This window comes from Streptomyces sp. NPDC057424, assembly GCF_042803315.1.
GTDB lineage: Bacteria > Actinomycetota > Actinomycetes > Streptomycetales > Streptomycetaceae > Streptomyces.
Genome location: NZ_JBHVCP010000010.1, coordinates 97,452 through 122,948 on the forward strand (window position 1 = coordinate 97,452; position 25,497 = coordinate 122,948).

The window sequence follows — 25,497 nt, forward strand, 5'->3', positions numbered from 1 at the left end:
CACCGGCGACCCGCTGCCCCGGCACGCAGCCTTCCTGCCGCGCGCTCCCGGCGAGTGTCATTCCGTCGGCGTGCCGATCCGAAGCCGGTTGCCGTCAGGGTCGCGCAACTCAATCTCACGCGCCCACGGAGCGTCCTTCGCCCGCACACCGAACTCGGAGGCGATGGCCTCGACATCGCGAACGCGGAGATAGACCAACGTGTCGGGGCGGGCATCTCCCTTGTGCTCCGACAAGAACAACCGCACTCCGCCCCGGGCGACCTCGACGAACGCGGGAAGTCCCGGTTCGAAGCGGTGTTCCCACTGTTTGGCGAAGCCCAGTCGCTCGTACCAGGCGAGCGCCGCATCAGCGTCCTCGACGCGAAGAATGGGAATGACTTCCTCGTCCATGGCACCATCGTCGCAGACCGCCCAGGGCCGGAGTTGCCGGATGCGTCACTGGTGGTCACCTTCCGCGGCCCTGATGAAGAGTTCCGGTCGGAGTGGTCGCTGAACGTGCTTGTCGTACCGGGTTGCCTGGAGGACGACAGTGCCCCCAGGCCACCCACTTCAGGCTCTAGAAGAAGCCAAGTTTCTGAGGGCTGTAAGAACAGAGAATGTTCTTCGTCTGCTGGTGGTACACGTCTGGCCTCGCTTCTGACCTGCGACGAAGGGTGGAAACGTCTGGTGCGAGGCTGAGATGGTCCGCGCCTGGTCCGGATCTCGCTGAGTAGTCCGTGGTGCTGGCGAGCGAGCCTCGCGGTACCACATGGCACAGGTTGTAGAGACCGTCCACGCGCGTCCAGGCGGTCCAGGCCAGGCACGTATTGCCAGGTCAGGGCCCTATTGTCCGAGGGAGTCCGCACAGTTGGTGAGAGCTGTGTGAGAGCGTGGGGAGACGACGAAGCCCCGCCGGGGTGCTTCCGGCGGGGCTTCTGTGAACAGCGATCTACGATGGCGCGCAGGGGTCGGCCTGGGTCCCGTTGTACTCCGGCACTCCGCTTTTTGGCACCTCTCCCGGCCGGGTCGGAGTAACGCTCGACCCGGCCTGGGAGGTCAGACGGGCAGTGCCTTCTTGAGGATCTTGCCCGCGGGGTTCCGGGGTACCTCCTCGATGAAGCGGATGTGGCGGGGCCGCTTGTACGCTGCGAGGACGCCGGTTAGGTGGGCCTGGACCTCGTCGGCCGTCGTTCCGCTCTCAGCGACGACGAAGGCCAGTGGTACCTCTCCGTAGTCGGCGTCCGTCACCCCGATCACGGCGGCGTCGTGCACCGCGGGGTGGGAGCGCAGAGCCTGCTCGATCTCCCTGGGGTAGACGTTCTGCCCCGCCCGGATGATCAGGTCCTTGCTCCGGTCGATCAGATGCACGCGGCCGTCGCCGTCGACGAAGCCGAGGTCGCCGGTGCGGATCCAGCCGTCCGTCGTGATGTCGGCGGTGGCCTGGTCGTCGTTCCAGTAACCGCGCATCACCCCGGGGCCGCGCGCGCAGATCTCCCCGATGACGCCGGGGGGCACCTCCTGGCCCTTGGGGCCCAGGGCCTTCACCGACATGCCGGGGATCACCCGGCCGGCCGGGATCACGTCGACGGTGCCCGGCGTAGGGTGCTCGTCCGGGCCGAGGGTGACGAACGGGCCGCCCACCTCGGTCATTCCGTAGACCTGCCGGAAACCGCAGCCGAGCCGTTGCGCGGCCTCGGCGTGGAGCTCCGGGGGCATCGGCGCGGCCCCGTAGAGGACTTCGCGCAGACTGGACAGGTCGGTGCTCCCGAGCGACCTGGCCTGGAGCAGGAAGCGGAGCATCTGCGGCACGAGCCAGACGTGCGTGGCCCGGTGGTCCGCGATCGCGGCCAGAGCCCGCTGCGGCTGGAAGCCCGGCATGAGCACCACCGTGGCGCCCGCGGCCATGTAGGTGAGCGAGACCACCATGCTGCCGTGGTACAGCGGGCAGCAGTTGACCAGGACCATGTCGTCCGTGGGCCCCACCTGGGCCAGCCAGCCGAGCGCGATGGCCCGGAAGGACGCGTGGTCGACGGCGACCCCCTTGGCCCGGCCGGTCGTCGCCGAGGTGTGCAGGATCGCCGCCAGGGCGTCGTCCGACACGTCGGGCAGGCGTGAACCCCCGGAGAGGGCCGTGGCGGGGGCCTGCACGTCCGTCTCGCACAGGGCGGCGAACTCCGGGCCGTCCAAAGGCAGTCGGAGCCGCACCGGCAGATCCGGGTGCCGCTCCAGCAGGGCCGCCTCGCCGATCACCGCCACCGGGTCGCAGCGCTCGGCGATCCCGGTCACCTCCGCAGGGGTGAGGCTGTGGTTGAGGGGCACGAACAGCGCGCCCAGCCGGGCGAGCGCGAAGTACGTCTCCAGCACTTCGACGCGGTCCAGCGACAGGACGGCCACCCGGTCACCGGCCCGGACGCCCTGTCCGAGCAGTCCGTGGGCGAGCCGGGTCACGCGGTCGTGGAACTCGCCCCAGGTGACCGAGCGGCGCGCGTCCACCAGCGCCGTCCGGTCGGGGAAGCACTGACGGTTGCGTTCCAGGAGCTGGGTCAGCCACATCACGCGCCGCCCGGCCGCGGGGTGGAGCCGGCCCGGTCGGTGAGGAAGCGTTCGTAGTCCGCGATCGTGGTCAGCTGCTCCATGTCCCCAGCGGTGATCTCCACCCCGGTGCGCTGTTCGACGAGCAGGATCAGCCGGACGAGGTCCCCCGAGTCGATGCCGCTGGCGGCCAGATCGGTGTCGTCGCCGAGTTTCTCGGCGTACTCCGACGTCCCGGTCAGTTCGGTGAGTAGCTCTCGAATGGTGCTCATGCCCGTCCGCCTTTCACTGCGCCAAAAGGTCTCGAACGGATAAGGAGGACGCGGAACGCCCTGACAATCCCCGCCGACCCTGTGGTCTGTCTCACTCGACTTCCCGCACCCGGTGAGGGATTGGACCGGCCGCGTCGGCACTCCTTCGTAGTGAGGCCCTTACCCGGGAGTGCCGACGCGGGCCGGACAAAGGGGAGCGGAGGTTCCAGGTGATCACCGAGGAAGGTTCCACGGCCGCCACCGTCGCCGCGGACGACGACGGGCGGCGCGACGCCGACTTCGAGGCACTGGTCGCGGCCGGCGAGACGATCGAACCCCGGGACTGGCTGCCCGACGGCTACCGGCGGATGGTGATCCGGCAGATCGCCCAGCACGCGCACTCGGAGATCATCGGGATGCAGCCGGAGGGATCCTGGCTGACCCGGGCGCCCTCCCTGCAGCGCAAGGCCGTGCTGCTGTCCAAGGTGCAGGACGAGGCGGGGCACGGCCTGTACCTGTACGCGGCGGCGGAGACCCTCGGTGTCACCCGCGCCGAACTGCTCGACGCGCTGCACCAGGGGCACCAGCGCTCCTCGGACACGTTCAACCACCCCGCCCTGACCTGGGCCGACACCGGGGCGATCGCCTGGCTCACGGACGGCGCCGCGGTGATCAACCAGGCCCCGCTGTGCCGCACTTCCTACGGGCCGTACGCACGGGCCATGCAGCGGGTGTGCCAGGAGGAGACCTTCCATGTCCGCCAGGGCTACGACCTGCTCTGGGCGCTGTGCCGGGGCACGCGGGAGCAGCGGGAGATGGCGCAGGACGCGGTCGACCGGTGGTGGCTGCCGGCGGTGGCCCTGATGTTCGGTCCGCCGGACACCGCCGAGGGCGGCGGGGACGCCCGGGCCGCGGCCCTGGGCGCCGCGGTCAGCCGGCGCTCGATGGCCTGGGGGATCAAACGCCACACCAACGACGAGCTGCGTCAGCGGTTCGTGGACAACGTCGTGCCGCAGGCCGAGAGGCTCGGGGTGACCCTGCCCGATCCGGCGATCCGCTGGAACGAGGAGCGCGGGCACTACGACTTCACCCCGGTGGACTGGCAGGTGTACCGCACGGCCCTGGCCGGCGGCGAGCAGTGCGCCAGGCAGCGCCTCGCGCACCGGGTGGCGGCCCATGAGAACGGTGCCTGGGTGCGCGCGGCGGCCGACGCCTATGCGGCCCGTCTGACGGAAGGGGAGGAGGCATGAGCGGCGAGACCGGCCGTGCGCAGATGTCCTGGGAGGTGTTCCTCAGGCCGCGCCGAGGCCTCTCCCACCAGCACGTCGGCTCGGTCCACGGCGCCGACGCCGACATGGCCATTGCCCACGCACGCGACCTCTACACCCGGCGCGGGGACCCGCTGTCCATCTGGGTGGTGCGCTCCGACGCGGTGCGGGCCTCGTCCCCCGCCGAGAAGGACCCCTTCTTCAGTAACGGAGCCGACAAGCCCTACCGGTATCCGCAGATGTACCGGCCACTCAGCGAGGCGGACACCCATGACCAGTGAGCTGTCCGGTTCCCTCGCCGTCACCCGGGACCACGACATCGCCGAGTACGCGCTCCGGCTCGGCGACGACGCGCTGATCCTCTGTCAGCGGCTGTGCGCCTGGGTGACCAACGCGCCCACCGTCGAGGAGGACCTCGCCCTGTCCAACATCGCCCTGGACCTGCTCGGCCACGCCAGGATCCTGCTGTCCCTCAGCGGTCACCGGGACGGGACACAGCGCAGCGACGACGACCTCGCCTACCGCAGGACCGAACGCGAGTTCCGCAACGCGCTGCTGCTGGAGCTCCCCAACGGCGACTTCGCCGTCACCGTCGCCCGGCAGCTGGCGTACACGCACGCCACGAGTCTGCTCTATGCCGAGCTGTCCGCCTCCGCCGACGCGCGGCTGGCCGCCTTCGGCGCCCGCGCGGTCAAGGACGCCGAGTACCACCGGCTGCACGCCTCGCGGTGGACCGTACGGCTGGGCCGCGGCACCGAGGAGAGCCGGCGGCGGATGCGGGCGGGGCTGGAGCACGTCTGGCCGTACACAGCCGAGCTGTTCGAGGCCGACGAGCTGACGGCACGACTGGACGCCGACGGCACGGCCTGCGCCCCGGACCGGCTGCGGGCCGCCTGGGAACAGGAGGTGACCGACGTCCTGACGGAGGCCGGGCTCACGCTCCCGGTGCCTTCCTGGCAGGCCACCGGAGGGCGCTCGGGGCTGCACACCGAGGCGTTCGCCCCGCTGCTGGCCGAGTTCCAGTCGACCTTCCGGCAGTACCCCGGAGGTGTCTGGTGAGCGCGGCCACGCCGCTGGGCCCCGACGAGGTCCGCGCCCGGGTGGAGGTTGTACCGGACCCGGAACTGCCCATGGTCACCCTGGCCGACCTGGGTGTGATCCGGTCGGTGCGCGAGGGGGCGGACGGGGTGATGGAGGTCGTCTTCACCCCGACCTACCTCGGCTGTCCGGCGCTCTCGGTGATCGAGGCCGACCTGCGGGCCGTTCTCGCGCGGTGCGGGCATCCCCGAGGACGGGTGACGCGGGCGCTCGCGCCCACCTGGACCACCGACCGGATCAGCGAGGCGGGCCGCCGCAAACTCGCCGCCCACGGCATCACGCCCCCCGCCCCCTCGTCGGCACCGCTGCCGGTGCGGCTCGGTCTCGGCCGGCCCTGCCCGAACTGCGGTTCCGCGGCGACCCGTCCGCTCGGGCCGTTCGGCCCCACCGGATGCCAGACGATCCTGATGTGCGCCGCCTGCCACGAGTCCTTTCCCCACCTGAAGGCGGTGTGACGGCCCCATGACCACGACCGAGCAGGGCACGGCGGCGCCCACCGGACCGTCGGCCGGATGGCACCGGCTGAGGGTGGCGCGGGTCCGGCCGCTCACCGACGACGCGGTGGCCCTCACCCTGGACCTCCCCGACGGACCGGCCGACGCCTTCGCCCACCGGCCGGGCCAGCACGTGACCGTACGGCACGTCCTGCACGGGACGGAGATCCGCCGAAGCTACTCGATCTGCCCGCCACCCTTCGGGCGGCCCGAACTGCGCCTGGTCGTCAAGCGACTGGGATCCGGCGGCTTCGCGGAGTACGCCATGACCGTGCTGAGAGCCGGCGAGACGCTGGACGTCGCACCGCCGACCGGCGCCTTCGGACTCGTGGAACACCCCGGCGCACACCAGGTGATGGTGGCCGCGGGCAGCGGCATCACCCCGCTGCTGCCCATGGCCGCGGCGGCCCTGCGCGCCGACCCGCGCTGCCGGGTGTCCCTGATCCACACCGAGCGTACGGCCCGGTCGGTGCTCCTCGCCGACGAACTGGCCGACCTCAAAGACGCCTACGTCGACCGGTTCCAGCCGCTGTACCTGCTGACCCGGGAGACCCGCGAGGCCGAACTGCTGACCGGGCGGCTCGACGCCACGAGGCTGCCCGCCCTGATGCGCGCGGTCGGCGCCGAACCGGACGGCGACACCTACTTCTACCTCTGCGGGCCCTGGGAGATGGTCACGTCGGTGCGCGAGGCCCTGACCGCCTGGGGCGCCGACCCGGCACGGACCCGCGTCGAACTCTTCTCCGCCGCCCCCCGGGACCCGGCGCCACCCCGGGCCGCGCCGCACGGTCACCGCGCACGGATCACCGCCTCCTTCGGCGGACAGACGGCCGTGACCGCCATGACGGACCAGGACCGGGTGGTGCTCGACGCGCTGCTGCGGGCCCGGCCGGACATCCCGTACTCCTGCCGCGAGGGCCTGTGCGGAAGCTGCCGCGCCAAGGTCGTCCACGGATCCGTCACGACCGGCCCGCAGTACGTGCTGGGCTCCGCGGAACTGGCGGCGGGCTACACACTCGCCTGCCGCGCCCGCCCCGAGACCGACGAGACGGAGCTGGACTTCGACCTGTGAGCGGACGAGAGGGGCACCGCTCGCCCCCGCCCGCCGTACCTCCCCCCCCCGCCGACCAGTGCACCCTGCTGAGGAGACGCGATGACCGACACCACGTCCCTGTCCCACGAAACGGGGACGGACGACCCTCTGACGGACTTCCGGGGCAGGACCCCCTACGACGACTACGTCCACGCCTCGGTGCTGTCCTCCCTGCAACGGCCCCTGACCGACGCCCCGCACGAGATGGCGTTCCTGGTCACCACCCAGGTGATGGAGCTGTGGTTCACCCTGGTCGTCCATGAGTGGCGAATCGCCCGGGAAGCCCTCGTCAAGGACGACCACGAGTGCGCCATGGACGCCCTGCGCCGCAGCCTCGGCGCGCACCTCGCGCTCAACGACTCCCTGCGGCCGATCGCGAGGATGACCCCGGCCCAGTTCAACGAGTTCCGGGCGGCGTTCGGCGCCGCGTCCGGCTTCCAGTCGGCCAAGTACCGGCAGTTGGAGTTCCTGCTCGGCGACAAGAGCCGTTCGCTGATGAACCCGCAGCGGGCGGATCCCGGCGCCTACGCCGAACTGGAGGAACTGCTCCACCAGCCCTCGCTCTACGACGAGACGCTGGCCTATCTGCACCGCCGCGGCCTGCCGGTCCCCGAGCACGTGCTGGAACGTGACGTGAGCGCCGCCTACGAGGCCGACCCGGGCGTCGAGGAGGTCTGGCGGCGCGTGTACGCCGGCCCGCAGAACGACCCTCTGCTGGCGCTGGGCGAGACGCTGACCGACATCGCCGAGGCGGTGATGCGATGGCGCGGTGACCATCTGCTCGCCACCCGCCGGGCGATGGGCGCCAAGACCGGCAGCGGTGGTTCGTCCGGGGTCCACTGGCTGGAGCAGCGCGCCACCCGCCCGGTGTTCCCCGAGATCTGGACGGTGCGCGGCCTTGTCTAGGCAACCGGCCGCCCTCCACGGCACGAGCGCCCTGGAGGACCTGCGGGGACAGGCGTCCGCGCTCGACGCGGCCGACCCGCTGGCGGCACACCGGGAACGGTTCGTCCTGCCGGACGGAGTCGTCTACCTGGACGGCAACTCGCTCGGCGCCCTGCCGGCCGCCGTGCCCGAGGCGCTCGCGGACGCGGCCCACCGGCAGTGGGGGCAGGGACTGATCGGCTCCTGGAACGAGCACGGGTGGTGGCGGGCGCCGCTGCGGGTGGGGGACACGATCGGACACCTGCTCGGCGCGGCGCCGGGGCAGACCGTGACGGGCGACTCCACCAGCGTGCACCTGTTCAACTCCCTGACCGCGGCGGCGCGGCTGCGTCCCGCGCGGCGGCTGCTGCTGACCGACCCGGGCCACTTTCCCACCGACATGTACATCGCCGACTCGGTGGCCCGGCTCCTCGACCTGGAGGTCCTGCGGGTCGCGGTGGACGACCTGCCGCGCTGCCTGGCCGCCCGCGGACACGAGGTGGCGGTGGCCGGGTACTCCCCGGTCGACTACCGCACCGGCGAGCTCCACGACATGGCCGCCGTCACCCGTGCCGTCCAGGAGGCCGGGGCACTGATGCTGTGGGACCTGTGCCACGCGGCCGGCGCGCTGCCCGTACGGCTGGACGACCTGGGCGTCGACCTGGCGGTGGGCTGCGGCTACAAGTTCCTCTCCGGCGGCCCCGGCGCCCCCGCCTTCCTCTACGTCGCCCGACGCCACCAGGACGCCTTCGACCAGCCGCTCACCGGCTGGAACGGCCACGCGGACCCCTTCGCGCTGAGCGGCGCCTACATCCCGGCCCGCGGAGTGGAACGGGCCCGCATCGGGACGCCGCCGATCCTCTCCCTGCTCGCCCTGGAGGCGGCCCTCACCGCCTTCGAGGGCGTCGGCATGGAGCAGGTCCGGGCCAAGAGCCTGTCCCTGACCGGGTTCTTCATGGACTGCGCCGACACCCTGCTGGACGGGCTCGGCTTCACCGTGGTCACCCCGCGGCAGGCACACCGGCGCGGCAGCCAGGTGGCGCTGCGGCACGCGGAGGCCTACCCGCTGGTGCGCGCGCTGGCCGCCCGCGGCGTCATCGGCGACATGCGCGCACCCGACCTGCTGAGGTTCGGCGTCAACGCGCTGTACGTCTCCCACCACGACGTCCTGACCGCCGTACGACAGCTGCGCGAAGCCCTGATCCGGGAGGAGCACCGGGACCCGCGCCACCGGCAGCGCGCGGCCGTCACCTGACGGCCGCGCGACGAGACCGCCGTGCCGTGCGGAGAACCCGGGCGGCACGGCTGCGGCACGGAGGTCTTCGTGATCCGGGGACCTCCGTGCCGTATCCCGGCGGCCGGCGACGGCCGGGAGGGTCAGGCGGACTGCTGGTGCCAGGCGTCGTGGAAGTTGCGCCGGGCGCGGTGCAGCCGGGAGCGGACCGTGCCGAGCGGCAGGGCGAGCGCCGTGGCCATCTCCTGCTCGTCCAGGCCGTAGACCGCGCGCAGGGTGAGCACCTCACGATGGTGGTGCGGCAGCCGGTCCAGGACGTCGCTGATGTGGACGCTGGTCAGGGGATTGGTGTCCTGCTCCAGATCGGGCAGGTCCTGGGGCGAGAAGTCCCCCAGGCGCCGGCGGGTGCGCACGGCTTCCCGCACCGCGATCGCGCGGGCCCAGGAGCAGAAGGCGCCGGGCTCGCGCAGGCCGTGGATGCCGCGGTAGATCGCGAGCATGGCCTCCTGCGCGGCATCCGAGTCGTGCCGACGGGTGATCCGGCGGCACTGCCGCACGACCAGGGGCGTGACCTGCCGCAGCAGCTCGTTCATGGCCTGCCGGTCGCCGGCCTGGGCGCGGGGCAACAGCGCGGTCACCGCCGGGGCCTGACGGTCGCGCAGGGGAGTGACGTCGGCGTCGCGGGGCTCGGCGCCGACCTGGGGCGTGCTGGACGTACGGGCGGTGTGCATGGGGCCTCACGAGTGCGACGGGTGGTCGGGGACGGGTCGGCTCTCCGGGGGCGGCCCTCGGCGTCGGTCGCCGTGGTCAGGGGCGAGCGCCGAGCGGCTCCGGGCGGTGAGGTGGTGGCGCGGGACGGGGCCGCTCCAGGAGCCGCCGCTCTCGTCCGCCCACGCGAAGACGGGGATAGCTCATGCTCCGAAGCCTGTACAGCGGGCCTGGAGTCTGCCTTGAACGCAGGGAGAACGGGCCCGCGCCGTCCGGCGGGCTCAAGCGGATCTCCGCCGAAGCACGACTCGCCAGTGATGTGATCCGGGCAGGGCGCCGCGTCCCCCGACCGTCGGAGCTGTGCGCACAGCATCACGACCGCCGTTGTCGAAGCCGTGGAAAGACGTTGCTGCGAGGCGAGTTGGAGGAATTCCCGTGTCTTCTCTGACCGAGGCCGTGCTGGCCGGCGCGGATCCGGAAGAACTGCGACGGGCACCAGTCCCGGAGGAGTACCTTGCCGCCCACCTCCGCAAGGAGGACGTGGGCATCTTCGCGGGGGTCGAGGACAAGGACGTTCGCAAGTCGCTCCACGTGGGCATGGTGCCCATGCCGGAACTGGCCCCGGACGAGGTGCTGGTGGCCGTGATGGCCAGTTCCGTCAACTACAACAGCGTCTGGTCGGCGATGTTCGAGCCGCTGCCGACCTTCACGTTCCTGGAGCGCTTCGCCCGGGAGGGGGGATACGCCGCCCGGCACGACCGGCCCCACCACGTCATCGGCTCCGACGCCTCCGGTGTCATCGTCCGCGTGGGCAGCGGCACCCGTAAGTGGCAGGTGGGCGACCATGTCGTGGTCAGCCCCATCCAGGCCGACGACCAGGAGCCGATGACGCACCACGACGGTGTGCTCGGCACCGGGCAGCGCGCCTGGGGCTTCGAGACCAACTTCGGCGGGCTGGCCCACTACACGGTGGTCCGGGCGAGCCAGCTGCTGCCCAAGCCGGGCCATCTGACCTGGGAGGAGGCGGCCGTCAACCTGCTGACCGCCGGGACCGCGTACCGGATGCTGATCAGCGAGCGGGGAGCCCGGATCAAGCTGGGCGACGTCGTCCTGATCTGGGGAGCGGCCGGCGGCCTCGGCGCGTACGCCGTCCAGATGGTGAAGAACGCGGGCGGCATCCCGGTCGGTGTGGTCGGCTCGGAGGACAAGGAACCGCTGGTGCGGGCCCTCGGCTGCGACGTGGTGATCAACCGCGCCGAGATCGGCCTGGGCGGCGACCCCACTCCCGAGGAAACGATCACGCTGGGCAAGCGGCTGGGCAGGATCATCCGTCGCGAGACCGGCGAGGACCCCCATGTCGTCTTCGACTTCGTCGGCAGGGCCACCTTCGGGATCTCGGTGTTCGTGGTCCGCCGCGGCGGCACCGTCATCACCTGCGGATCCAGCACCGGCTACCAGCACCAGTACGACAACCGCTACCTCTGGATGAACCTCAAGCGCATCTTGGGCAGCCACGCGGCCAATCTCCAGGAGATGGCCGAGTGCAACCGGCTGTTCGACCTCGGGAAGCTGTACCCGGCGCTCTCCGAGATCCACGCGCTGGAGGACGCGGCCACGGCGGTGCGCGTGGTGCAGCAGAACCAGCACGTGGGCAAGGTCGGCGTGCTCTGCATGGCCCCCGGCGAGGGACTGGGCGTCACCGACCCTGAACTACGGGCGAGGATCGGGGAGAAGCAGCTCAACCTGTTGCGCGACCCCGCCCGGATTCCCGGCTGAAGAGCTGAATCCCGCCCGCAGAGCTTCATACCGCCCGGAGAAAGGAACCGATCCATGACGCAGCCCTCCGTCCGGACCTGGCTCACGCTCTACTGCCTGGCCCACGCGGGAGGCAGCGCGCAGTCGTACGGCCGGTTGGAGGCCGTGGTGCCACCGGGTGTGCGGGTGGTCCCGCTGGAACTGCCCGGCCACGGGACGCGGCTGCGCGAGAGCCTGCTGGGCGAGATGGAGCAGGTGGTGACCGAGGCGGTCCGCCTGCTGCGCCAGGACCGGGAGGAGCAGGGCGGCGGTGACGGCCACGACCGGCCCTTCGCCCTGTTCGGCCACAGTTTCGGCGCGCTCGTCGCCTACGAGACCGCGCGCCGGCTGCGGCAGGCGGGTGCCACTGTCGAACTGCTGCTCGTCTCCGGGCGGGTCAGCCCGGCGTGGCCGCCGCCCCACGAGCCGCTGCACATGCTTCCGGACCCGCTGTTCACGGCGGAGCTGAGCCGGATGGGCGGTATCCCCGACGCCCTGCTCTCGGCGCCGACGGTGTTGCAACTGTTCCTGCCGTCCGTCCGGGCCGATCTGCGGATGCTGGAGACCTACGCGCACCGGCACACCGAGCCCCTGGACGTGCCGGTCGCCGCCTTCGCTGGACTGGAGGACGCGCTGACCCACACCGACGGGATGAAGGCATGGTCCGAACTGACCTCGGAGGCCTTCGATCTGGCCCTCCTGCCCGGCGGCCACTTCTTCCTCGACCAGCCGCAGTTCCGCGAGGTCTTCGCGGACCGGCTCGCCCGGATCGCTCCGTCGTCCGTCCGGGCGGCGACCGACGGGTGACACCACCGTCAGGCGGCCGTCGTCCGGTTGCCGATCCGGACCGCTGCAGGCGCGCCAAAGCTGCGGTGGTCGGCGAACTCCTGGCCGGAGAGCACCGCCTGGTGCAGGCGTTTGAGTCGCTGCGAGGGTTCCAGGCCCAGCTCCTTCACCAGGGCTGAGCGCAGTCGCTGGTAGGCCTCCAGGGCCCGCCAGACACCGTCCGAGCGGTACAGCGCCGTCATCAGCTGCGCGCAGAACGTCTCGTGCATGGGGTGGCGGGCGGTCAGGACCGAGAGCTCCGGCACCAGTTCGCCGTGGTGGCCGAGCGCGAGGTCCGCGTCGATCCGCTGCTCCAGGACGGTCATCCGTTTCTCCTCCAGCCGGACGACGTCCAGGTCCAGCACCGGACCCACCTTCACATCCATCAGCGCGGGGCCGCGCCAGAGCCCGAGGGCCTGGCCGAGGAGCCGGGAGGCCGTGTGGTCGTCACCTCCCTTGAAGGCCTTCGCTCCGGAAGCGGCCAGCTTCTCGAACTCCTGCGCGTCCACGCTCCCGGGGCGCACGCGCAGGAGATAGCCGCCGTGCTGGGTCACCAGCACCTCCTTCGCCTCGTCGGGACCGCGCTCCAGCACGGCGGAGAGCTTCCGGCGCAGCTGGAGGATGTAGGTCTGCAGTGTTGTGGCCGCGCTGCGCGGCAGTTCCTCGCCCCAGATCTCCTCCATGAGGGTCGACGCCGCGACGACGCTGTCTGCCTGGAGGGCGAGGAGCGCCAAGACCTGTCGGGTCTTGGTGGCGCTGGGCGCGAACGACGACTGCCCGTAGGTAGCGGTGAACGGCCCGAGAACCGTGATGTCTGTCATCTGAGTCCTCTGCATGTCTTGCGGAACCTGCCTTGCATCCTCGCAAAACCGTGCCGTGCGGCCCAGTTACCGCCTCACAAGTCCGGATGTGAATATGTCATGTCGTGACTCAAGGCAACACCACACTTCGCAAACCGTACTTTTTTATCAGTTCGAATTGGGTGGTGTTGGCCTTGACCAGGCGGTATGCACCGCATTGGCGCCCTGGCGGAACCGCGGGCCGAGCCGGCCGTGTTCGGGCCGGTCGCCTCCGATCCGACGGCCTCCCGCTTGGCCGACACCCTCGCCGCCTCCGGCGACACCGCCCTTCGGGCGATCCGCGTCCCACGGGCTGAAGTCCGTGACGGGTCTGGTGCCTGGCCGGCCAGGCGCCGGACGCGGACAAAGGGGTGACGACCGATCTGGACGGGGTGCTGGTGATCGCGCACTCGGACAAGGAGGGCGCGGCCCCGACCTGGAAGCGGACCTACGGCCACCATCATTTGCCGGGATTCGTCGACCACGGTCTGGGCGGCACCGGGGAACCCGTTGCGGCCCTTCTCGGACCGGGCAACGCCGGGCTCGAACACCGCCGCCGACTCACCGCCATTCGCCTGGCCTTGGCCCAACCGCCGAAGAAGTACCGGCGCGGGCGGCAGACCCTGATCCGCACTGACTCCGTGGGCGCGGCACCCACGACTTCGTCGCCTGGCTTCCCAGCGCGGACGCTGGCTCTCCTGCTCCGTCGGCATGGTGATCATCGACGCGATCCGCCAGCACGTACTGAAGGTCCCCGCATGGCCTGGACCCCGGTCGTCGAGGCGGACGGCGAGATCCGCGAGGGGGCCTGGGTCGCCGAACTCACCAGCGACGTCCTGGACGGCTGGCCGAAGGGGATGCGGCTGATCGCCCGGAAGGAACGGCCGCATCCGGGAGGTCAGTTGGGCTGACTGATGCGGACGGCCTGCGGCTCACCTGCTTCGCCACCAACACCACCGGTCGGCCGATCGCCGGACTCGAGCTCCGTCACCGGCTGCGGGCCCGCGCGGTGGACCGGATCCGGGCAGCCCGGTCCACCGGCCTGCGGAATCTGCCCCTGAGGCACACCGCACAGAACCGCACGTCTGCGGCATCGCCTGTTCACCATGGCGGGGCAGCTTGTCACCACCGGCCGCCGACGGATCCTCCGCCTGGCCCGGCACTGGCCCTGGACCCACCACATCACCGCCGCCCTCCACCGGATCGTCCAACTGCCCGCATCAGATCCCCCGTCCCGACGACAGCACGACCGGCCCGGAGTAGTGGAACCCGACGCCCACCCGAGACGACACTCGGGCCGCTGGTCTGCCCACGCTCAGCCGCGGAACGCCTGATGGTCCACCGACTCCGCCGGCGGACCATCACGAAAGATCGAGGTTAATCGCGTGCTCATCGACGCATGTTGAGGAATCACGAGATTTGGGTCTCTTTAACTCTCAATGTTCTTGACAGGTTAGCCGCCGCCCTCATTAATGGAGCTATGAAGATCCCCCCACATACCCTCTCCTTCTCTTTCGCGGCGAGATTATCTGTGTGTGACAGATCGCGGGGCCGGCATGGGCCCGGCCGACCATGGCGCCCCCGTGGCGACGGCTCCTGCCAAGGTGATCGGGGTGCATCTGCGGCCGGTGACGTACGTCATGTTCGTGCCGTTGGGGGGATTGTCGGAAGCCGCCCCGGGGAATGGATCCCCTGCGATGCGGTGGAAGCGCTGGAGCCATCTCCAGGTTACCCCTCCGTTTTATCTTCGTGCCATTTTCCATTCATGAGTGCGCCAAAAATGAGTTACCCGGGCCTGTTCTCGATACGACACCGCCCAAGGGACCGGAAAAGACATTCGTGCCCTTCCCGCGCGGCCCGGTCGAGACGCGGCCGGCGCTCGTGACCGGAGGAGCGGTGGAAGCTTCTCGGGTCACGCGGCGCGTCGGCGCCCTGCGCTTGTCGGCGCCGGCGGCGCTGAAACGGCGACTGGCCGAATTCGACCCATTGCCGGACCACGACATTCGCACGTACTGCCTGACCCGGTTCATCACCGTCGTCCCGCTGGTCTGGATCGTCTCGAAGAGCCTGGTCGGCCTGCTGGAGGAACGCACCCGGCCCGCGCTCCTGGCCGGCTTCTTCGTGCTCGTCGGACTCATTATCGCCGCGCAGACGGCCATCATGACGGTGGGAACCCGGCGCCCCTCGGACGGCCGGCTGGTGGCGATCCTTGGGGCGCAGGCTGCGCTGACCTACCTGCCCCTGCTCTGGTACGGCGGATCCTGGACCCTCATGGCAGGACCGCTGGCGGCGTCGGTCCTGCTCGTCGACATGCGCGGAGCCTGGCTCGTCTGGTCCCTGGTCATCCTCAGCGTCCTCGGCATCTGCTGGGCGTCGGCGCCGTTCCTCTCGGCGGCGTCGAACACCGTGTCCGCGATGCTCCTGGGCTGGATGATCTGGGGACTCAGCCGGCTCTGCAGTCTCGTCGCCGAGGTGCACAAGGACCGGGAGGAACTGGCCAGGGCCGCGGTGACGCGGGAACGGCTGCGCTTCTCGCGGGACCTGCACGACCTGGTGGGAAGCAGTCTCTCCTCCATCGTCCTGAGGGGCGAGCTGGCCCACCGGCTGGCCCCGGCGGAGGCGCACCGCGCCCGCGAGGAGATCAAGGCGATCGTGACCACCTCGCGCCAGACCCTCACCGAACTGCGCCTGGTGGCGAGGAGTTACCGCGGCGCCCTGTCGTTCGCGGAGGAGCAGGCGGCCGTGCGGTCGGTCCTGACCATGGCCGGCGTGGACGTGACGATGGAGATCACCGACTCACACCCGCTGCCCCCGACGCTCGACGAGGTCCTGGCCATCGTGCTCCGGGAAGGCGCCGCCAACGTCATCAGGCACAGCGAGGCCGAGACCTGCCATGTCACCTTCACCGTGTCCGACGGCATGGCGTGCCTGGTCATGGTGAACGACGCGGTCTGCCCGGCGGCCGCCGAACGCCGCGGCGGCCAGGGGCTGGCCAACCTCGGCGCCCGCCTGGCGGCGCTGGGCGGCCGCGCGGAGGCGCGTGTCCGCGAAGACGGCCGCTTCGTGCTGCTCGCGGAGGCGCCACTGAACTCCTGACGCGGTCGAGGCGACCGCCGACGACAACGGGGGCTGAGGAAGCGCACCGGCCTGGGGCCGAAGCGCGTCGATCGAGACGAAAGTGCGGAATCATGCCCACCAGAATCCTGCTCGCCGAGGATGTCCAGATGGTCCGCGGGGCACTGGCCGCGCTGTTGCACCTGGAGGAGGACCTGCTCGTCGTCGCCTCCGTGAGCCGGGGCGACGACATCGTGCCGGCCGCTCTGGAGACCCGGCCCGACGTGGCCGTGCTCGACATCAACCTCCCCGGCACGGACGGGCTCACCGCGGCGGAGGAACTCCACCACGAGCTGCCGAACTGCGGCACCCTGATCCTCACCTCATTCGGCTGGCCGGGCCTGCTGCGGCGCGCGCTGGCCGCCCAGGTCCAGGGATTCCTCACCAAGGAGGCGCCGCCGGGCCAGCTCGCCACCTCGGTGCGCGCGGTCGCCGCGGGGCGACCCGCCATCGCCCCCGAGCTGCTGCTGGACGCCTGGAAACATCAGGAAAACCCCCTCTCGGCCCGGGAGGCGGAGGTCCTCCAGCACGCCGCCCGGGGCACCGACGTCGGCGAGATAGCGACGAGCCTGTGCCTGTCCCGGGGGACCGTGCAGAACTACCTGACCTCCATCGTCAGCAAGCTCGGTGCGCGCAACCGCATCGACGCGGTGCGGATCGCCTACGAGGAGGGCTGGCTGGTGGCCTGAGCCAGGACGCCCGGCGGGGTCCGCGACCGGCGGACCCCGCCGCGCTCAGGCCGTACGGACCGGCTGTCCGGCGACGATCGGGTGATCGCGCTCGATCGGCCCGAGGGCACTCGCGCCACCCGGGGAGCCGAGTTCGTCGAAGAACTCGACGTTGGCCCGGTAGTAGTCCTTCCACTGCTCCGGCACGTCGTCCTCGTAGAAGATGGCCTCGACCGGGCAGACCGGCTCACAGGCCCCGCAGTCGACGCATTCGTCCGGGTGGATGTACAAGGACCGGGAGCCCTCGTAGATGCAGTCGACCGGGCACTCCTCGATGCACGCCTTGTCCTTGACGTCCACACATGGCTGGGCGATGACGTAGGTCATGGATCTCCTTGGTTCGGGCCGCGCTGTCGTCGCGCGACGAGGACCGGGTCAGCCCCCGACCGTCCACGTGTCGGAGCCGGCCAGCAGCGCGGCCAGGTCGCCGGGACCCCGCTCGGCGACGGCGTCGTCGATCTGGCGGTTCATCAGCCGGTCGTAGACGGGGCGCCGGACGGCGCGCAGGACGCCGACGGGGGTGGGGTGATGGAGCCGGGAGAGCGCGAAGGCACGGGTGGGGTCGGGGTCCTCGACGTCGTGGACGATCTCCTCGGCGTCCGGAGCCGGGCGGTAGGGCCTGCCGTGTTCCAGGCGCAGCAGGGCGCTGTCGCGGGTGGCCGGGTCCTTGAGGGTGTCGAAGGCACCGTCGTTGAAGATGTTGCAGTTCTGGTAGATCTCGACCAGGGCGGTGCCCCGGTGCGCGGCGGCCCGGCGCAGGACGTCCGTCAGATGCCTGCGGTCGGAGTCGAGGGTGCGAGCGACGAAGGTCGCCTCAGCGCCGATGGCCAGCGAGAGCGGCCGGAACGGCTCGTCGAGGGACCCCATCGGGGTCGACTTGGTAACTTTGCCCTGCTCGCTGGTGGGGGAGTACTGGCCCTTGGTCAGGCCGTAGATCCGGTTGTTGAACAGCAGGATCTTGAGGTCGACGTTGCGGCGCAGGGCGTGGATCAGATGGTTTCCGCCGATGGAGAGCGCGTCGCCGTCGCCGGTGACCACCCACACCGACAGGTCGGGGCGGGCGCAGGCCAGGCCTGTGGCGATGGCCGGGGCCCGGCCGTGAATGGAGTGCATGCCGTACGTGTTCATGTAGTACGGGAAGCGGGAGGAGCAGCCGATGCCCGAGACGAAGACGATGTTCTCGCGGGCGATGCCCAGTTCGGGCATGAAGCCCTGCACGGCGGCGAGGACGGCGTAGTCACCGCAGCCGGGGCACCAGCGCACCTCCTGGTCGGACTTGAAGTCCTTCGGGGTGAGTCCGAGGTCAGTGGGCAACGGTGGCCTCCGTGTCGCGCGCGTGCTCCTCGATCACCGCGGCCAGCGCCGCGGCCTTGAACGGCATGCCGGAGACCTGGGTGTGGGAGCGGACGTCGACCAGGAACCGCGCGCGCAGCAGCAGCGCGAGCTGACCGAGGTTCATCTCCGGGACAAGGACGCGGTCGTAGCCGTCCAGCACCGCGCCCAGGTTCGCGGGGAAGGGGGTGAGGTGGCGCAGATGCGTCGTCGCGACCCTGCCGCCGGAAGCCCGCACCCGGCGTGCCGCCGCGGTGATCGGACCGTAGGTCGAGCCCCAGCCCAGCACCAGCAGCCGGGCGTCCCCCGAGGGGTCGTCGACCTCCACGTCCGGTACGGCGATGCCGTCCACCTTGGCCTGGCGCAGCCGCACCATCCGGTCGTGGTTGGCGGGGTCGTAGGAGATGTTCCCGGTGCCGTCCTCCTTCTCGATGCCGCCGATACGGTGCTCCAGGCCGGGTGTGCCCGGTACCGCCCAGGGCCGGGCCAGGGTCTCGGGGTCGCGCAGGTAGGGGTGGAACGAGCCGTCGGGGCGGTTCGGGGCGGTGGCGAACTCCACGCGCAGGTCCGGCAGTTCGGACACCTCGGGGATGCGCCACGGCTCGGAGCCATTGGCCAGGTAGCCGTCCGAGAGCAGGAGCACCGGCGTGCGGTAGGTCAGAGCGATGCGGGCCGCGTCCAAGGCGGCGTCGAAGCAGTCGGCCGGGGTGGCCGGGGCGAGCACCGGGACCGGGGCCTCGCCGTTGCGCCCGAACATCGCCTGGAGGAGGTCGGCCTGCTCGGTCTTCGTGGGCAGTCCGGTGGACGGGCCGCCCCGCTGGATGTCGATCACCAGCAGGGGCAGCTCCAGCGAGACCGCGAGCCCGATGGTCTCCGACTTCAGGGCCATCCCCGGACCGGAGGTGGTGGTCACGCCCAACGAGCCGCCGAAAGCCGCGCCCAGGGCCGCGCCGATGCCGGCGATCTCGTCCTCGGCCTGGAAGGTCCGTACGCCGAAGTTCTTGTGCTTGCTGAGCTCGTGCAGGATGTCCGAGGCCGGGGTGATGGGATAGGAGCCCAGGAACAGCGGCAGAGCCGCGCGTTCGGCGGCCGCCACCAGTCCCAGGGCGAGGGCCAGATTGCCGGAGATGTTGCGGTGGCGGCCCGGCGAGAAGACGCGTTCGGCCGGGGCCACCTCATAGGAGACGGCGAACGACTCGGTGGTCTCGCCGTAGTTCCAACCTGCCCGGAGCGCGGTCACGTTGGCCTCGGCGAGCTCTGGCCGCCGGGCGAACTTGGCGCGCAGGAAGCTCTCGGTGCCCTCGGTGGGCCGGTGGTACATCCAGGACAACAGGCCCAGGGCGAACATGTTCTTCGCGCGCTCCGCGTCCTTTCGGGCGAGGCCCGAGTCCTTCAGCGCCTCCACGGTCAACGTGGTCAGCGCCACCGGATGCACCCGGTACGCCTCCAGGGTGCTGTCCTCCAACGGGCTGGCGCTCCAGCCGGCCTTCGTCAGGGCGCGGCGGGAGAACGCGTCCGTGTCGACGATGATCTCCGCGCCACGCGGCAGGTCGGCCAGGTTCGCCTTGAGCGCCGCCGGGTTCATCGCCACCAGGACGTCCGGCGCGTCACCGGGGGTGAGGATGTCGTGGTCGGCGAAGTGCAGTTGGAAGGACGAGACCCCGGGCAGGGTGCCGGCGGGTGCCCTGATCTCGGCGGGGAAGTTCGGCAGCGTCGACAGATCGTTGCCGAACCCCGCGCTCCGAGCGGTGAACTGATCGCCTGTCAGCTGCATGCCGTCGCCCGAGTCGCCGGCGAACCGGATCACAACCCGGTCGAGCTGTTTCACCGCGGGGGGAGCGCTCACTCGTCCACCGCCTTCGAGGACATGCCTTCGGCGACCTTGAGGGCTTCTTCGATGAGGGTCTCGACGATCTTGGATTCGGGGACGGTCTTGATGACCTCACCCTTGACGAAGATCTGGCCCTTGCCGTTGCCGGAGGCGACGCCGAGGTCGGCCTCGCGGGCCTCGCCGGGGCCGTTGACGACGCAGCCCATGACCGCGACACGGAGGGGGACCTCCATGCCGGTCAGGCCGGCGGTGACCTCCTCGGCCAGCTTGTAAACGTCCACCTGGGCCCGCCCGCAGGACGGGCAGGAGACGATCTCCAGGCCGCGCTGCTTGAGGTTGAGGGACTCCAGGATCTGGATGCCGACCTTGACCTCCTCCGCGGGCGGGGCGGACAGCGAGACGCGGATGGTGTCGCCGATGCCCTGGGAGAGCAGCGCCCCGAAGGCGACCGCGGACTTGATGGTGCCCTGCAAGGCCGGGCCCGCCTCGGTCACACCCAGGTGCAGGGGGTAGTCGCACTGCGCGGCGAGCTGCTTGTACGCCTCGATCATCACGACCGGGTCGTTGTGCTTGACCGAGATCTTGATGTCCCGGAAGTCGTGCTCCTCGAACAGTGAGGCCTCCCACAGCGCCGACTCCACCAGCGCCTCCGGAGTGGCCTTGCCGTACTTCTGCAGCAGCCGCTTGTCCAGCGAACCGGCGTTGACCCCGATCCGGATCGGCGTGCCGTGGTCCTTCGCGGCCCGCGCGATCTCCTTGACCTTGTCGTCGAACTGCTTGATGTTGCCCGGATTGACCCGGACCGCGGCACAGCCCGCCTCGATCGCCGCGAAGACGTACTTCGGCTGGAAGTGGATGTCCGCGATCACCGGGATCTGGGACTTGCGGGCGATCGTCGACAGCGCGTCCGCATCGTCCTGCGTCGGGCACGCCACGCGGACGATCTGGCAGCCCGACGCTGTCAGCTCGGCGATCTGCTGCAGGGTCGCGCCGATGTCCGACGTACGCGTCGTCGTCATCGACTGCACCGACACCGGGGCGTCGCCACCCACCGGCACCGGTCCTACGTGGATCTGACGGCTGGTACGTCGTCGGGCCAGCCTCGATGGCACCGTCGGCACTCCGAGTGCGACAGGCATGACAATCCCCTAAGCGTGTTGGCCGGTCCCTGAGGACCGGGTGGCGGTGACCGTTGACCGACACGGAGGCACGGAGAGATCGCTCCCCGGGCGCCCTCAGCGTCCGCCGAGGGCCAGCGGGGCGGTGGCCCGGCTCCGGGCCTCGTCCCGTCCGGGAGGCAGTGATTCGAGCAGGGCGTGGACGAGATGACGGGCGGTGAGACCGCTCGCCTCCAGCACGTCGGATCGTGAGCCGTGGTTCAGGAAGCGCTGTGGGATGCCGAAGGTGCGGACCGGCAGGGCCGCCCCGGTGTCGCTCAGTGCCTGGGCGACACAGGTGCCGACGCCGCCGGCCCGGCCGTTGTCCTCGACCGTGGCGACCAGCCGGTATTCGACGGCGAGGTCCAGCAGTTCGGGCGCGACCGGCTTGACCCAGCGGGGGTCCGCGACGGTGACGCCCACGCCGTGCGCGGCCAGCCGTTCGGCGGCCTCCAGGCAGGTGGCGGCCATGGCGCCGACGGAGACCAGGAGGATGTCCGGCCGCTCGCCCCGGCGCAGGATGTCGACGCCGCCGAAGGTGTCGACGGCGGGAATGTCGTCACCACCGGCCCCCTTGGGGAAGCGCAGCGCGGTGGGGCCCTCCTCGCAGGAGACCGCCTCCCCGAACGCGCGGCGCAGGGTGACGGCGTCGCGGGGCGCGGCCAGCCGCAGGCCGGGCACCAGGTTCAGCAGCGACAGGTCCCACATGCCGTTGTGGGAGGGCCCGTCGTCGCCGGTGACGCCCGCCCGGTCCAGGACGAAGGTCACCGGGGCGCGGTGCAGCGCCACGTCCATCAGCAGTTGGTCGAAGGCGCGGTTGAGGAAGGTGGAGTACAGCGCCACCACCGGATGCATACCGCCCAGCGCCAGACCGGCGGCGGCGGTCACGGCGTGCTGCTCGGCGATGCCCACGTCGATGATCCGCTCCGGGTAGCGGCGCGCGAACTCGCTCAGCCCGGTCGGGTCGAGCATGGCCGCGGTGAGAGCGACCACGTCCGGCCGGTCCGCCGCCACCCGCACCAGCTCACGGCCGAACACCGACGTCCAGGAGGGAGACCCGCCCGGCTTGTGCGCGGTGGCGGGCCGCACGGCGTGGAAGCGGTCCGTGTCGTCCTGCTCGGCCGGAAGGTGGCCGCGGCCCTTCTGCGTGACGCAGTGCACCACCACGGGCCGCCCGAGGCGGGCGGCCTCGCGCAGCGCGCCCTCCACGGCCTCGATGTCGTGCCCGTCCACCGGGCCCAGGTAGGATAGCCCCAGGTCCTCGAAGAGGGCCTGGGGGGCGCCCGGGCCGCGCAACCGGGCCAGGTGCTCGGCAACCGCGCCAACGGTGGGGGCGTAGGAGCGGCCGTTGTCGTTGAGGACCACGACCACCGGGCGCTCGGGGGCGGCCGCGATGTTGTTGAGCGCCTCCCAGACCATGCCGCCGGTCAGCGCGCCGTCGCCGAGGACGGCGACCACGGCACGGTCGTCCATCTCGCGCAGGGCGTGGGCACGGGCCAGCCCGTCCGCCCACGACAGCACGGTCGAGGCGTGCGAGTTCTCGATGACGTCGTGCTCGGACTCGGCACGGCACGGGTACCCCGAAAGGCCGCCCGTCTGCCGGAGCGTGGCCAGGGCTCCGGTACGGCCGGTGAGCATCTTGTGCACATAGGCCTGGTGGCCGGTGTCCCACAGGATCCGGTCGCGGGGCGAGTCGAAGACGCGGTGCAGGGCTATCGACAGCTCCACGACGCCCAGGTTGGGGCCGAGATGGCCGCCGGTGACCGCGCAGGTGTCCACCAGCAGCCGCCGGATCTGCGGCGCCAGGTCACGGGCCTGGCTCAAGGACAGGGCTCGCAGGTCCTCGGGCCCCCGGATCTCCTCCAGGCGTGGCACGGTGTGCCCCTTGCTCTCCGGTACCGGCTTCATGGGGCCTCACCGGCCAGCGGGGTCTGCGGCACCCGGCCGGTGACCGGGTCGGCCAGCCGTCCGGGCATCGAGAACACGACGTCCTCGGCGATGCCCTGCTGCAGCTCGACCTGGTCGAAACCGAGCCCGGCCAGCCGGGTGACGAGCCCGTCGACCAGGATCTCCGGGGCGCTGGCCCCCGCGCTGATGCCCACGGAGGAGACGCCCTGGAGCCAGGCCGGTTCGAGATGGCTCTCGTCGGGCACCAGATGCGCCACGGCCCCGTGCTCCCGGGCCACCTCGACCATGCGCAGCGAGTTGCTGGAGTTGCGTGAGCCGATGACGAGGACCAGTTCGTTGCGGCGGGCGAGGTCCTTCACGGCGTTCTGCCGGTTCTGGCTTGCGTAGCAGATGTCGTCGTCGCCCGGGGTGATCAGGTCCGTGAAGCGGGCGCGCAGCGCCTGGACGACCTTCGTGGTCTCGTCGAACGACAGGGTGGTCTGGGTGAGGACCGCCACCGGCGTGTCGTCGGGCAGACCGAGCCGCCGTACGTCCTCCTCGGTCTCGATGACGACGATGCGGTCCGGGGCCTCGCCGAGGACGCCCTCGACCTCCTCGTGCCCCTCGTGGCCGACCAGCAGGATGGTGCGGCCGTCCCGGGCGAAGCGCACCGCCTCCTGGTGCACCTTGGAGACCAACGGGCAGGTGGCGTCGATGACTTCGAGCTCCCGTTCGGCGGCGGAGGACCGCACCCCGGGTGAGACGCCGTGCGCGGAGAACACGCAGACCGCTCCCTGCGGGACCTCGTCCTCGCTGTCGACGAAGACGGCGCCGCGTTTCTGGAGCTCCGAGACGATGTAGTGGTTGTGCACGATCTCCTTGCGCACGTACACCGGCGCTCCGTGCAGGTCCAGCGCCCGCTCGACGATGCCGATGGCGCGTCGCACGCCCGCGCAGAAGCCGCGCGGCTGCGCCAGGACGAGGCCGCCTCCGGTCATGTGGCGTCACCCCCGGTCGGTGCGAGGGCGGGGGACGCCGCCCGGTGCGGGGTGCGCGCGGACAGCTTCAGGCGCAGCCGGCGCGGGTGGTAGACGGTGGCCAGCGGCACCGGGCGGATGTCCATGTCCGGGTCGCAGGTGACCCGCCAGCGGCCGAGGATGGTGGCGAGCCCCAACGTGGCCTCAGTGCGCGCGTAGAGGTCGCCGATGCACTTGCGGGCACCGGTGCCGAACGGCACGTAGGCGTGGCGGGAGGCCGGTGCGACCCGGTCCGGGAGCCAGCGGTCGGGGTCGAACCTCGTAGGGTCGTCGAAGGCCTCCTCGTACTGGGCGACCGCGGCGGGGCTGAAGACGACGGTGGAGCCGGTGGGCAGCAGGCGTCCCGCGAGTTCCGTCGGGGAGGCGGTGAGGCGGGTGAACAGCCAGGCCGGCGGGTGCAGGCGCAGCGTCTCGGAGATGATCCGGTCGGCCAGGGAGAGCTTCGGCAGGTCGTCCCACTGCGGGGCGCGGCCGTCGAGGACGGTGTCGATCTCCTCGTACAGCGCGGCCTCGATCTCGGGGTGCTGGGAGAGCAGGTAGAAGACCCAGGTGAGGGTGCCGGCGACGGTCTCGGTGCCGGCCGCCATCACGGTGATGACCTGGTCGTGGATCTCCTTGTCGCCGAGCTTGCCGCCGTCGTCGTCACGAGAGGCGATCAGGGCGGCGAGCAGGTCGTCGCGCTCGGTGTCGGAGCTGCGGTAGTCGTCGATGAGTTGCTGGGTGGTCTCGTGCAGGAAGGCCAGGTTGCTCTTGTAGCGGCGCTGGGACGGCAGGGGCAGCCGGCGGATCGAGGCCGGCAGGAACATCTGCCGGAACAGGCCGTTGAGCACGACGTCGAAGGAGCGCTCCACCTTCGCCGCCAGTTCGGGGCTGACGGGGGTGGAGTACAGGGTGCGGCCGACCGTGCGCAGGGCCATGCCGTACATCTCCTGGAAGGCGTCCACGACCATGCCGTCCTGCCAGCGGGACGCGGTGTCCTCGATCTCGGCGCGCATGGCCTCGGCGTACCGTTTGAGCTGGCCGCGGGTGAACGCCGACTGCATCAGCCGGCGTTGGCGGCGGTGGTCGGCGAACGGGCAGGTGACCAGGCCGTTGCCGGCGATGTCGCGGGCGCGGTCGTAGAAGACGCCGCCCTTGTCGAAGACGCGGTCGTTGGTCAAGACGTGCCGCAGCAGTTCGGGGTGGGTGGGGACGTAGGCCGTGGTGGGGCCGATCCTGATCTCGACCAGGTCGCCGTGGGCCGACAGCGAGGTCATGAAGTTCACGGGGTGACGCATCATCTGCAGGGCATGTCCCACGACGGGGAGCGCCCCGGGCGCGGTGCCCGCGACGAATGCGGTCTGCTCGGACATCGGTTCCTCAACTTCCTGTT

Annotated in this window: 24 protein-coding genes; 12 read left to right on the plus strand and 12 right to left on the minus strand. The window is 71.1% G+C overall.

The genetic code is table 11. From position 1 onward, the window contains the following. Positions 1-57: 57 nt before the first annotated feature. From ACFU3E_RS11750 to ACFU3E_RS11760, 3 genes are all read right to left on the minus strand, one after another. Complete coding sequence (locus tag ACFU3E_RS11750) at positions 58-390, minus strand: glyoxalase superfamily protein (protein ID WP_384155146.1); 333 nt, start codon at positions 388-390, stop codon at positions 58-60. Positions 391-1,035: 645 nt separating this feature from the next. After that, positions 1,036-2,532 carry a class I adenylate-forming enzyme family protein gene (locus ACFU3E_RS11755; RefSeq protein ID WP_384155286.1) on the minus strand — a complete coding sequence of 499 codons (1,497 nt, stop codon included), beginning with the start codon at positions 2,530-2,532 and terminating at the stop codon, positions 1,036-1,038. Next, on the minus strand, positions 2,532-2,783 hold the full coding sequence (locus tag ACFU3E_RS11760; protein WP_384155148.1) for an acyl carrier protein: 252 nt from the start codon (positions 2,781-2,783) through the stop codon (positions 2,532-2,534). Before ACFU3E_RS11760 ends, ACFU3E_RS11755 begins: the two co-directional genes overlap by 1 nt. Before the next feature lie 212 nt (positions 2,784-2,995). Between ACFU3E_RS11760 and paaA the strand changes: the two genes are divergently transcribed. The 7 genes from paaA (at position 2,996) to kynU (ending at position 8,894) form a co-directional block, all read left to right on the plus strand. Further along, positions 2,996-4,012 (plus strand): 1,2-phenylacetyl-CoA epoxidase subunit PaaA, encoded by a 1,017-nt coding sequence (gene paaA, locus ACFU3E_RS11765; protein ID WP_384155289.1) that lies wholly within the window; start codon positions 2,996-2,998, stop codon positions 4,010-4,012. Continuing rightward, positions 4,009-4,311: a 1,2-phenylacetyl-CoA epoxidase subunit PaaB gene (paaB, locus tag ACFU3E_RS11770; RefSeq protein WP_384155151.1), complete on the plus strand. Its 303-nt coding sequence runs from the start codon at positions 4,009-4,011 to the stop codon at positions 4,309-4,311. The genes paaA and paaB overlap by 4 nt, the downstream gene beginning before the upstream one ends. Next, the gene (paaC, locus tag ACFU3E_RS11775; RefSeq protein ID WP_384155153.1) at positions 4,301-5,089 is read left to right on the plus strand and encodes a 1,2-phenylacetyl-CoA epoxidase subunit PaaC; all 789 of its coding nucleotides are present in this window, start codon (positions 4,301-4,303) and stop codon (positions 5,087-5,089) included. The genes paaB and paaC overlap by 11 nt, the downstream gene beginning before the upstream one ends. Further along, a complete protein-coding gene (paaD, locus tag ACFU3E_RS11780) occupies positions 5,086-5,583 on the plus strand; it encodes a 1,2-phenylacetyl-CoA epoxidase subunit PaaD (protein ID WP_384155155.1) in 498 nt (165 codons plus the stop codon). The genes paaC and paaD overlap by 4 nt, the downstream gene beginning before the upstream one ends. 7 nt (positions 5,584-5,590) lie before the next feature. Further along, positions 5,591-6,694 carry a 2Fe-2S iron-sulfur cluster-binding protein gene (locus tag ACFU3E_RS11785; RefSeq protein ID WP_384155157.1) on the plus strand — a complete coding sequence of 368 codons (1,104 nt, stop codon included), beginning with the start codon at positions 5,591-5,593 and terminating at the stop codon, positions 6,692-6,694. A gap of 81 nt (positions 6,695-6,775) precedes the next feature. Next, positions 6,776-7,621: a tryptophan 2,3-dioxygenase gene (locus tag ACFU3E_RS11790; RefSeq protein ID WP_384155159.1), complete on the plus strand. Its 846-nt coding sequence runs from the start codon at positions 6,776-6,778 to the stop codon at positions 7,619-7,621. Beyond that, positions 7,614-8,894 carry a kynureninase gene (gene kynU, locus ACFU3E_RS11795; RefSeq protein WP_384155161.1) on the plus strand — a complete coding sequence of 427 codons (1,281 nt, stop codon included), beginning with the start codon at positions 7,614-7,616 and terminating at the stop codon, positions 8,892-8,894. The genes ACFU3E_RS11790 and kynU overlap by 8 nt, the downstream gene beginning before the upstream one ends. Before the next feature lie 122 nt (positions 8,895-9,016). Here kynU and ACFU3E_RS11800 read toward each other — a convergent pair whose 3' ends face one another. Then, a complete protein-coding gene (locus tag ACFU3E_RS11800) occupies positions 9,017-9,604 on the minus strand; it encodes an RNA polymerase sigma factor (RefSeq protein WP_384155163.1) in 588 nt (195 codons plus the stop codon). A gap of 412 nt (positions 9,605-10,016) precedes the next feature. Here ACFU3E_RS11800 and ccrA point away from each other — a divergent pair, with 412 nt between their 5' ends. Further along, positions 10,017-11,357, plus strand: coding sequence for a crotonyl-CoA carboxylase/reductase (ccrA, locus tag ACFU3E_RS11805; RefSeq protein ID WP_384155165.1), 1,341 nt, complete (start codon positions 10,017-10,019; stop codon positions 11,355-11,357). A 54-nt stretch (positions 11,358-11,411) separates the two neighbouring features. After that, positions 11,412-12,182 carry a thioesterase II family protein gene (locus ACFU3E_RS11810; protein ID WP_384155167.1) on the plus strand — a complete coding sequence of 257 codons (771 nt, stop codon included), beginning with the start codon at positions 11,412-11,414 and terminating at the stop codon, positions 12,180-12,182. 8 nt (positions 12,183-12,190) lie between these two features. On the opposite strand, the gene ACFU3E_RS11815 is transcribed toward ACFU3E_RS11810, so the two are convergent. Next, a complete protein-coding gene (locus ACFU3E_RS11815) occupies positions 12,191-13,021 on the minus strand; it encodes a BTAD domain-containing putative transcriptional regulator (protein ID WP_384155169.1) in 831 nt (276 codons plus the stop codon). 389 nt (positions 13,022-13,410) lie between these two features. On the opposite strand from ACFU3E_RS11815, the gene ACFU3E_RS11820 reads away from it, so the two are divergent. The 3 genes from ACFU3E_RS11820 to ACFU3E_RS11830 all read left to right on the plus strand — a co-directional run bounded on the left by ACFU3E_RS11820 (position 13,411) and on the right by ACFU3E_RS11830 (position 16,842). After that, positions 13,411-13,950 carry a transposase gene (locus ACFU3E_RS11820; RefSeq protein ID WP_384155171.1) on the plus strand — a complete coding sequence of 180 codons (540 nt, stop codon included), beginning with the start codon at positions 13,411-13,413 and terminating at the stop codon, positions 13,948-13,950. Between the two features lie 985 nt (positions 13,951-14,935). Then, the gene (locus ACFU3E_RS11825) at positions 14,936-16,135 is read left to right on the plus strand and encodes a sensor histidine kinase (RefSeq protein ID WP_384155173.1); all 1,200 of its coding nucleotides are present in this window, start codon (positions 14,936-14,938) and stop codon (positions 16,133-16,135) included. A gap of 92 nt (positions 16,136-16,227) precedes the next feature. Next, complete coding sequence (locus ACFU3E_RS11830; RefSeq protein ID WP_384155175.1) at positions 16,228-16,842, plus strand: DNA-binding response regulator; 615 nt, start codon at positions 16,228-16,230, stop codon at positions 16,840-16,842. Between the two features lie 45 nt (positions 16,843-16,887). Here ACFU3E_RS11830 and fdxA read toward each other — a convergent pair whose 3' ends face one another. The 7 genes from fdxA to ptlI form a co-directional block, all read right to left on the minus strand. Next, positions 16,888-17,208 (minus strand): ferredoxin, encoded by a 321-nt coding sequence (gene fdxA / locus ACFU3E_RS11835; RefSeq protein ID WP_384155177.1) that lies wholly within the window; start codon positions 17,206-17,208, stop codon positions 16,888-16,890. Between the two features lie 48 nt (positions 17,209-17,256). Next, positions 17,257-18,195, minus strand: a complete 939-nt coding sequence (locus ACFU3E_RS11840; protein ID WP_384155179.1) for a 2-oxoacid:ferredoxin oxidoreductase subunit beta — start codon at positions 18,193-18,195, stop codon at positions 17,257-17,259. After that, a complete protein-coding gene (locus ACFU3E_RS11845) occupies positions 18,185-20,059 on the minus strand; it encodes a 2-oxoacid:acceptor oxidoreductase subunit alpha (RefSeq protein WP_384155181.1) in 1,875 nt (624 codons plus the stop codon). Before ACFU3E_RS11845 ends, ACFU3E_RS11840 begins: the two co-directional genes overlap by 11 nt. Further along, on the minus strand, positions 20,056-21,183 hold the full coding sequence (ispG, locus tag ACFU3E_RS11850) for a flavodoxin-dependent (E)-4-hydroxy-3-methylbut-2-enyl-diphosphate synthase (protein WP_384155182.1): 1,128 nt from the start codon (positions 21,181-21,183) through the stop codon (positions 20,056-20,058). Before ispG ends, ACFU3E_RS11845 begins: the two co-directional genes overlap by 4 nt. A 96-nt stretch (positions 21,184-21,279) precedes the next feature. Beyond that, the gene (locus ACFU3E_RS11855; protein WP_384155292.1) at positions 21,280-23,076 is read right to left on the minus strand and encodes a 1-deoxy-D-xylulose-5-phosphate synthase; all 1,797 of its coding nucleotides are present in this window, start codon (positions 23,074-23,076) and stop codon (positions 21,280-21,282) included. A gap of 29 nt (positions 23,077-23,105) precedes the next feature. Continuing rightward, a complete protein-coding gene (locus tag ACFU3E_RS11860; protein WP_384155184.1) occupies positions 23,106-24,086 on the minus strand; it encodes a 4-hydroxy-3-methylbut-2-enyl diphosphate reductase in 981 nt (326 codons plus the stop codon). Then, positions 24,083-25,477, minus strand: coding sequence for a pentalenene oxygenase (gene ptlI, locus ACFU3E_RS11865; RefSeq protein ID WP_384155186.1), 1,395 nt, complete (start codon positions 25,475-25,477; stop codon positions 24,083-24,085). The genes ACFU3E_RS11860 and ptlI overlap by 4 nt, the downstream gene beginning before the upstream one ends. Positions 25,478-25,497 lie beyond the last annotated feature (20 nt).

Bases quoted from the DNA above. Each gene is read 5' to 3' on its own strand.
- ACFU3E_RS11755 (WP_384155286.1), bottom strand. From the start codon at position 2,532: ATGTGGCTGACCCAGCTCCTGGAACGCAACCGTCAGTGCTTCCCCGAC.
- ACFU3E_RS11800 (WP_384155163.1), bottom strand. From the start codon at position 9,604: ATGCACACCGCCCGTACGTCCAGCACGCCCCAGGTCGGCGCCGAGCCC.
- ACFU3E_RS11830 (WP_384155175.1), top strand. From the start codon at position 16,228: ATGCCCACCAGAATCCTGCTCGCCGAGGATGTCCAGATGGTCCGCGGG.
- fdxA (WP_384155177.1), bottom strand. From the start codon at position 17,208: ATGACCTACGTCATCGCCCAGCCATGTGTGGACGTCAAGGACAAGGCG.
- ACFU3E_RS11750 (WP_384155146.1), bottom strand. From the start codon at position 390: ATGGACGAGGAAGTCATTCCCATTCTTCGCGTCGAGGACGCTGATGCG.
- ispG (WP_384155182.1), bottom strand. From the start codon at position 21,183: ATGCCTGTCGCACTCGGAGTGCCGACGGTGCCATCGAGGCTGGCCCGA.
- ACFU3E_RS11810 (WP_384155167.1), top strand. From the start codon at position 11,412: ATGACGCAGCCCTCCGTCCGGACCTGGCTCACGCTCTACTGCCTGGCC.
- paaB (WP_384155151.1), top strand. From the start codon at position 4,009: ATGAGCGGCGAGACCGGCCGTGCGCAGATGTCCTGGGAGGTGTTCCTC.
- ACFU3E_RS11860 (WP_384155184.1), bottom strand. From the start codon at position 24,086: ATGACCGGAGGCGGCCTCGTCCTGGCGCAGCCGCGCGGCTTCTGCGCG.
- ACFU3E_RS11785 (WP_384155157.1), top strand. From the start codon at position 5,591: ATGACCACGACCGAGCAGGGCACGGCGGCGCCCACCGGACCGTCGGCC.
- ACFU3E_RS11790 (WP_384155159.1), top strand. From the start codon at position 6,776: ATGACCGACACCACGTCCCTGTCCCACGAAACGGGGACGGACGACCCT.
- ACFU3E_RS11760 (WP_384155148.1), bottom strand. From the start codon at position 2,783: ATGAGCACCATTCGAGAGCTACTCACCGAACTGACCGGGACGTCGGAG.
- paaC (WP_384155153.1), top strand. From the start codon at position 4,301: ATGACCAGTGAGCTGTCCGGTTCCCTCGCCGTCACCCGGGACCACGAC.
- ACFU3E_RS11815 (WP_384155169.1), bottom strand. From the start codon at position 13,021: ATGACAGACATCACGGTTCTCGGGCCGTTCACCGCTACCTACGGGCAG.
- ptlI (WP_384155186.1), bottom strand. From the start codon at position 25,477: ATGTCCGAGCAGACCGCATTCGTCGCGGGCACCGCGCCCGGGGCGCTC.